Source organism: Butyrivibrio sp. (genome assembly GCF_024699075.1).
The window spans coordinates 1-7,766 of the sequence record NZ_JAILQF010000095.1 but is presented as its reverse complement, the minus strand read 5'-3'; the positions used below and the strand labels follow the sequence as shown (position 1 = coordinate 7,766).

The 7,766-nt window shown below is 39.5% G+C and carries 7 protein-coding genes; 4 read left to right on the top strand and 3 right to left on the bottom strand.

Features of this window, described 5'->3' with window-relative positions; translation table 11 throughout:
* From K6G87_RS03800 to K6G87_RS03790, 3 genes are all read right to left on the bottom strand, one after another.
* Nucleotides 1-1,077: type II toxin-antitoxin system HipA family toxin (locus K6G87_RS03800; protein WP_296834120.1), on the bottom strand; the 1,077-nt coding region annotated here is incomplete at its 3' end.
* Nucleotides 1,064-1,348: a helix-turn-helix domain-containing protein gene (locus tag K6G87_RS03795; protein ID WP_296834116.1), complete on the bottom strand. Its 285-nt coding sequence runs from the start codon at nucleotides 1,346-1,348 to the stop codon at nucleotides 1,064-1,066. The genes K6G87_RS03800 and K6G87_RS03795, both read right to left, overlap by 14 nt.
* A gap of 166 nt (nucleotides 1,349-1,514) precedes the next feature.
* A complete protein-coding gene (locus tag K6G87_RS03790) occupies nucleotides 1,515-2,501 on the bottom strand; it encodes a LacI family DNA-binding transcriptional regulator (protein WP_296834113.1) in 987 nt (328 codons plus the stop codon).
* Nucleotides 2,502-2,944: 443 nt separating this feature from the next.
* Here K6G87_RS03790 and K6G87_RS03785 point away from each other — a divergent pair, with 443 nt between their 5' ends.
* The 4 genes from K6G87_RS03785 to K6G87_RS03770 form a co-directional block, all read left to right on the top strand.
* A complete protein-coding gene (locus K6G87_RS03785) occupies nucleotides 2,945-3,862 on the top strand; it encodes an ABC transporter permease (RefSeq protein ID WP_296834110.1) in 918 nt (305 codons plus the stop codon).
* 1 nt (nucleotide 3,863) lies between these two features.
* Nucleotides 3,864-4,784 carry a carbohydrate ABC transporter permease gene (locus K6G87_RS03780; protein WP_296834107.1) on the top strand — a complete coding sequence of 307 codons (921 nt, stop codon included), beginning with the start codon at nucleotides 3,864-3,866 and terminating at the stop codon, nucleotides 4,782-4,784.
* Between the two features lie 86 nt (nucleotides 4,785-4,870).
* Nucleotides 4,871-6,538 (top strand): extracellular solute-binding protein, encoded by a 1,668-nt coding sequence (locus tag K6G87_RS03775; RefSeq protein ID WP_296834104.1) that lies wholly within the window; start codon nucleotides 4,871-4,873, stop codon nucleotides 6,536-6,538.
* A gap of 93 nt (nucleotides 6,539-6,631) precedes the next feature.
* A partial coding sequence (locus K6G87_RS03770; protein WP_296834101.1) for a glycoside hydrolase family 32 protein occupies nucleotides 6,632-7,766 on the top strand: 1,135 nt, incomplete at its 3' end.

Here is a 7,766-nt window from a genome sequence, read left to right as displayed (position 1 = left end):
TTTACAAAAGTCTGTAGATAATTGACCGGATCCTACCCCAATTTTGATGATATCGTCTTTTGATATATCCTTACCTTTACCATTTACAGATGTTGTATGCTCGCCCCAGTATGTGTCGCTGTAAGTAATGTCATAGGCCGGTGCCAGTTTCCATCCCTGCTGGTCAGTATGTATAAAAGAGAAATTTTTTGTATGGTCATCTTGGTTATGTGAGGCGATATTGAAAGTCATTATCCTGTAAAGCTGTTCTTTGTCAAATGTTGCATCTTTGGTAAGTGCACGAGTCAATTTGAAATATGTTTCATAGTCACAAGATGGTGTACGAAAATCAGCTTCAAGGAGAGCGGCAAATGTGATAGTAAATATCTTTTCTCCATTTTTCCTGTCAAACCTTTCGGTTTTAAAATATCCGTCGCATACAGAAGACGGGATCAGCGACGTGGCGGTCATGACTATTCCGCAATCTTTGGCACATAATGAATAATCGTATTCGCGCTTGCCACTTATTTCAGGATCATTTTTGGATGGAAATTTAACTATCCAATCACGATTGTCCTCGGAAAGAAGTATTTTAGGCCGAGTACCTCCGCTTGAACCACCAAGCTTAAACAAAATGTCTAATTGGTCTGAACTTTTTGATGAGAGAATCTTTTCACATTCTTTTGCGATAGTATCAAAATCCAGCCCTGCGCTATTGAAATTGAAATCAGATTCCTTGGATGGCTTGTATTCAAGAGCCCCCATTCCGCTTTTGCCGATATATGCCAGCCTTTCTATTGTAGTTACTGCACCTCTTTTTAAGCCTATTGATTCTAAATATCTATCAAGAAGTAATTGTCCCCAACTGTCAGGGAGGCTATCAGCGAAGACTCCAAATAGTCCGCCAAAACGATCTAAAGATCTTTCATTTGGTACAAAAACATCATTTCGTAGCGGCAGTGAGAACGGACTGATGGAAAAGCCATTTTTTTGCCATTCGTGGTTGTACTGAAAAGCAATTCTTTTATCGGGAGTTTCGGCAAGTGTACCTACATGCTGGCCGTGGTAATAAACATCCAGGGTTTTATTTACTTGCATTTATTACCTCCTCGATGCTATTGTATACAGGTTCTGTAAATAAATTGTTTATCTCTTGTATCAGCCCTAGTTCCATTGTCAGCTTTATAAATGATTCAAGCGATATTTGACCTGTTTTTTCGAATTTGCGTAGCGTAGCATAACTTACATTACTTCTTCCTGCGAGTTCTTTTTGTGTGATTTTCTTTCGTCTTCGTATTTCTTTGATTTTGCCGGCTAATTTCAATGCTACGTCAGATGGGGTGTCCCATAGATAACTCATATTCTCCATGACTCGTAAATTCTCCATGACCTGAGCTTTTGTTTTGCTATTATTATAGCATTTTAGCATGTTTTTTACAATATATTGATACTATAGTATCAATCAATTTCTATGCATTAACGCATCAACGATCAACGCATCAACGGCATCAACGCGTCAACGCATCAACAGGCAGTTATTTGGTGGTGCCGCCCTCAACGAAGCTTACGGGGAGGCATACAAGCGGAGGCTTGATGCTCATGCTATCCTGTAATAGCAGTTCTACGCACATCTCTGCGATCTTGTCAGTGGGCTGAGCTATAGAAGAGCAGGTGTAGTCCTTGTTGCCATGAATCCTGACACCGTCAAAACCAATGATCTGCACATCTTCCGGAACTCTGATATTAAGCCCCTTTAGGAATTTAACAACATCATAAACTATAGCATCAGTAACGCAGAACATACCATCAAAATCAAGCTTGTCATTATGAATATGACTCTTTAAGAATTTGAGGAATTCCTCGTCACTGTCTGCATCGTCAATTATCTTCATTTCATATTCAAGCCCCTTTAACATACAGCCGTTTTCAAACCCGCCCCTTCTTTTATTAGGCTCATTATCAAGATTTGATCCCTTTCGAAGGAAGGCCAGCTTTTGGCACCCTTTACTTGCCAGCATCTCGGCAGCAAGGTGACCACCGGCGAAGTTGTCACTGGCTACGCAGGGAATATTAGGAGCTATGATTCTATCGATAGATACAAAAGGAACATCATCCGGTATCTGAAGATTTGGATTATAGGTAAGTGCTATTATCCCGTCTACTTTGTTTTGTAGAACCATATCTATATAGTCTTGTTCATGGCTTCTGTCATAGTCAGAACAGCTTAGAAGCATTCTGTAATTACGCTTTTGAAGTTCGATATTAATATAGTGCGCAAGGTCACCGAAAAATGGAGTGTAGGTGTTTGGAAGAAGGACCGCTACAGTATAAGTCTTGCTGGCCTTAAGCCCTTGCGCATAACTGTTTACATGATAGTCGAGCTTTTTGATGGCTGCATTGACTTTCTTTACATATTCTTCACCTGTTGGCTTACCGTTTATGACCTTGGATACTGTTCCAAGTGATACACCGGCTTCTTTGGCGACATCTTTTATAGTAGGTATATTTCTCTTTTTGTTCATGAAATCCTCCGAGTCTGTTTAGTAGCGGCGATTTAATGTCAGGTGCACAGATCCCGCACAATTACCAGGCTTGATAGCTATTTTAGATGATTATTGGAAGGGGGTAAATATATCTTTGTTTATTGTGGTTCATGAAATAATATAGCACATAATGAAATAAATTACAAATTTCATGAAACGTTTCGTAGTTGTCTTTTTTTACAAAATATACATTTTATAATCTACAAAAGCGACAAAATTAACAACTATTTGGCAAAAACTATTGACGTGTATAACACAAATGGAGTATACCATAATTACATCAAAAAACGTTTCACGTAAAAAACGTTTCATAGACAGATCGGCAGATCCGGTATTTTATCTTGTATAAAATAATCTGACCAGGATATTGCTTATCAAAAGTAATTCTATGATACCTGGGTAATTGCTATTAGGGAGGTTATATGAAAGAGAAAGTAGCAGTTGATTTTCACAGTAAGCTAAATTATATAAAGAAGCACTGGCAATTATATGTTTTCTTTATGATGCCGGCTTTTGTGCTGACGATAATCTTCAAATATATTCCAATGGGCGGAGTTATGATCGCCTTTACAGAATATAACCCATTTAGGGGTATATGGGGAAGTGAGTGGGTTGGATTTGCTCATTTCGAAAGATTTCTTTCATCACCCGACTTTATGACCTACCTTATCAATACATTAAAACTTAGTGTTTATGGTCTTTTATGGGGATTTCCTGTTCCTATAATACTTGCACTTCTTCTTAACAGAATTCAGAGTGTAAGACTTAAAAAGAATATACAGCTTGTTTTGTACATGCCCAATTTTGTATCGGTTATCGTCCTTTGCGGTATAGTACGAATCCTTCTTTCGATAACAGGACCTGTAAATCTCTTTTTCCATTCAAGCATAAACTTTATGACAATGCCTGAAGCGTTCAGAACCATCTATATAGCAAGTGGTATCTGGCAGGGCGCAGGCTGGGCCTCGATTATGTACACAGCAGCACTTTCCAATGCAAGTCAGGATTTAAGAGAAGCTGCCAAGATTGACGGTGCCAACATACTTCAGCAGATCAAGGTTGTTGAGTGGCCTGCAATTAAGGATATAGTCCTTATCCAGTTCATTATGAATGTTGGAAACATCATGAGCATTGGATTTGAAAAAGCTTATGCGCTTCAGACAGATCTTAACCTTGCTTCTTCAGAGATTATTTCAACTTACGTTTATAAAAAAGGTCTTCTTGATGGCGATTATGGTTTTTCTACAGCTGTAGGTCTTTTTAATACCGTTATTAACATTATTCTTCTTATTTCTATGAATCAGATAGTTAAGAAGATGAATGAAGGAAGGGGAATTTGATATGAGTGATGTCAAAGCTCAGATTAAGAAAAAAAGCGAATTTGCCAGATATTCAGGAACGGATAAGACACTTTTGATCACAGGATATGCGCTTCTTGCCATCTTCCTTGTGGCTATTATCCTTCCAATAATATACATAATCGTAGCATCCTTTATGGATCCTATAACTCTTCAGAATAAGGGTATCACTTTTGAGATTGAGAAGTGGACTTTAACAGCTTATGAGAGAGTTCTTAGTAATAACCAGATATGGGTGGGCTTTAAGAATGCAGTGATCTATTCAGTTATATTTTCTGCTCTGTCAGTATTTGTTACACTTCTTGCTGCCTATCCTATGTCAAGACCTGATTTTGTGGGAAAAGGATTTTTCAATACTATTTTCATCATAACCATGTTTTTTGGTGGTGGCCTTATTCCTACATATCTTCTTATAAGTGATCTTGGTCTTCTTGATACTATGTGGGCAGTTATACTTCCGGGCACATTTAATGTTTGGAACATGATAGTTGCAAGAACCTATTTCCAGAATGTTCCTTCAGAACTTAGAGAGGCAGCAGAAGTGGACGGTGCATCTGATCTTACATATTTCTTTAAGATCCTTCTTCCTGTATGTGTGCCGATCATCGCAACACTTGCTCTTTGGCAGTTCGTAGGAATGTGGAACAGTTACTTTGATGCAATGATCTATATCAATGATGCTTCCAAGCAGCCACTTCAGCTGGTACTTAGATCTATTCTTATTCAGAACCAGCCGGAGTCAGGAATGATTTCAGATATGCAGAGTACTGCAGCAAGAGCTCAGCTCGCAGAACTTCTTAAGTACTCAACAATTATCGTTTCCAGTTTGCCGCTTATCGTTATGTATCCGTTCTTCCAGAAGTACTTTGAAAACGGAATCATGACAGGTGCGATAAAGGGATAAGGTTTAAAGGCGCAAGCGCTTTTAGATAAAGAATTGGTAATGAAGGGATTGCCAATATCGAACTATTATATTAAAGGAGAGGGAAAATGAGAAAGAGTAAAGCAAAAAAAGTTATTGCAGCAGCGCTTACTATGTGTATGGCTTTAGGTGCAGGCGCATGTGGAAAGTCATCAGCACAGGTTACAAGTGGAGAATTTCAGGAAGTAGATGCATCAGAACTTACATTCCCACTTGCAGAGAAGGCAACACTTACAGGAACTATAAGCTATCCTGCAAATACAGAGTCTGATCCTAACAACAGAACTATCTTTAAACGTCTTCAGGAAGAAACCAATGTAGAGATACAGTGGACAGCAATTCAGTCTGATCAGTGGAGCGACAAGATAACACTTGAAATGTCCAATGTTAATACACTTACAGACTTCATCTTTTCCGCAGGCTTTGGTGACAGTGATCTGCTTAAGTATGCTAAGCAGGGGGCTATTATTCCTCTTGAACAGTATATAGATAATTACATGCCTAATTTAAAGAGCGTATTTGATAAGTATCCTGAGTACCGTTCAATGTGCGAAGATGAAAATGGTCACATATGGGCACTTCCATGGATCGAGCAGCTTGGATCTGAGAAGACAGCTATCCAGACTGTTGGTGATATGAGCTTTATCAACAAAAAGTGGCTTGATTTCCTTGGACTTGAGATGCCTACAACAGTAGACGAGTTCGAACAGGTACTTATCGCATTCAGAGACAATGCAGATGCTATTCAGAAGGAATTTGGTATAGACGGAAGCATCATTCCTATGTCATGTATCGTTAATGATGGTGACCAGGATCCTGCTATCCTTATCAATGGATTTGGTGAAGGATACGGTGATGCAGACAGAGGCCGTCATATAGCTGTTACAGATAACCTTGAAGTTATTTGCTCAGCTACTCAGATGGGATACAAGGATGGTATCGCTTGGCTTCATAAATTATATGATGAGGGACTTATTGATTCAGAAGCTTTCACGCAGGAATGGTCAACTTATGTATCAAAGGGTAAGTCTGGAAGATACGGCGTATGCTTTAGCTGGGATGTTGCTAATATAGACAACCTTGAAGATTGGGTTCCACTTCCGGCTCTTACAGCTGATACAAGAAATATCACTCCTCAGAATGGTTCATTTACATCAGGCTTTGACAGAGGCAGATGCGTAGTTACATCTGTTGCCCAAAATCCTGCACTTGTATGTGCTTGGCTTGATCTTATGTATGATCCATTCCAGTCTCCACAGAACAACTGGGGTACATATGGTGAAGATGATGAGTTCGATATCTTTGAACTTGGAACTAATGAAAATGGTGAGCAGATGCTCAAACATGCACCTCTTGGTGATGCATCACCTGTAGAAGTAAGGGAAGCAGAATGTGTTGGTGGACCTCTTGCTATCCTTGATGAGTATTATGGCGTATATGTAACATGTCCTGATGATGCTCAGTACAGACTTGACTGGATCAAAGATGTTTATACACCTGATATGAATACCAAGTATGTATATCCTAACGTATTCATGTCAGAAGCAGATACCAAGAAGCTTTCAGATCTTCAGGCTGATGTTCAGAAGTGCATTAACAGTCATAAGGCTGACTGGATCATGAACGGATTCACTGATGCTGATTGGGATGCATATATCGAAGAGCTTAACTCTTACGGTCTTGAAGAGTACCTGTCTATTTATCAGAAATATCTCGATTCATTCTATGCAGAATAAGACAAAAAAGTAACACATTTTTACTGCGGGCTTTGCTTAGGCAGAGCCCGTATTATATGCAAACACGTTATTTACTAATTGAAGGAATTATACATGGAAGATATACTTAACAAAGCAAGAATATATGAAAAAGAAAACGAAGGCAAGATAGATAAAGAAAGACCTTCTTTTCACTTAACACCAAGAGTTGGCTGGATGAATGATCCCAACGGCTTTTGTTATTACAAGGGTCAGTATCACATGTTCTACCAGTATCATCCTTATGATAATCACTGGGGACCTATGCATTGGGGACATGCTGTAAGCAGTGACCTGCTTCATTGGGAATATCTTCCTGTAGCTCTTGCACCTGATAAGGAATATGACAAAAGAGGCTGCTTTTCAGGAAGCGCAGTAGAACTTCCTGATGGTCGTCATCTTATTATGTATACAGGCGTGTCTGAAAAGACAGGACCTGATGGTAGTAAAACTGAATGCCAGACTCAGTGCGTAGCAGTGGGTGATGGAGTTGAATACGTTAAATATGAAAATAATCCTGTCCTTACATCTGAAGATGTACCTGAGGGCGGAAGTTATATAGATTTCAGAGATCCAAAGCTTTGGGTATCTGAAGATGGAACAATATACTGCATTGTTGGTAACAGAAGTAGTGATACAAGTGGCCAGATGCTCCTTTATAAGAGCATGGATGGCTTCAAATGGGAGTTTGTAAGAATACTTGTTAGAAATCGCAATTCATTTGGTAAGATGTGGGAATGCCCGGATTTCTTTTGCCAAAATGGGGAATGGGTCCTTCTTACAAGCCCCCAGGATATGAAGGCGGTTCCTGGAAGATACAATAGCGGTAACGGAACCCTTGCTCTTATTGGTAGATGGGATACTAAAGACAGTGAATTTGTTCCGGAGCACGACCAGTGCATCGATAATGGTATCGACTATTATGCGCCGCAGACTGTCCTTACACCTGATGGAAGACGTATCATGATAGGCTGGATGCAGAACTGGGATACCTGCAACAGCTATGTCCCTTCAGATAAGTGGTGCGGACAGATGGCTATTCCGAGAGAAGTCTGTGTTAAGGATGGAAGAATGTACCAGACACCTTCCAAGGAAGTTGAAAACCTAAGAGGTGATCTTAATTCTGTGCTTAATATGAAGCTTAATGGCTCATACAGCGCTGATATCCTGAACGGAAGAAAAGTTGATCTTACAGTAAAGGTTAAGCCCT

Excerpts from the sequence above, each read along its gene's own strand:
- K6G87_RS03795 (WP_296834116.1), bottom strand. The coding sequence starts at position 1,348 with ATGGAGAATATGAGTTATCTATGGGACACCCCATCTGACGTAGCATTG.
- K6G87_RS03790 (WP_296834113.1), bottom strand. The coding sequence starts at position 2,501 with ATGAACAAAAAGAGAAATATACCTACTATAAAAGATGTCGCCAAAGAA.
- K6G87_RS03785 (WP_296834110.1), top strand. The coding sequence starts at position 2,945 with ATGAAAGAGAAAGTAGCAGTTGATTTTCACAGTAAGCTAAATTATATA.
- K6G87_RS03780 (WP_296834107.1), top strand. The coding sequence starts at position 3,864 with ATGAGTGATGTCAAAGCTCAGATTAAGAAAAAAAGCGAATTTGCCAGA.
- K6G87_RS03775 (WP_296834104.1), top strand. The coding sequence starts at position 4,871 with ATGAGAAAGAGTAAAGCAAAAAAAGTTATTGCAGCAGCGCTTACTATG.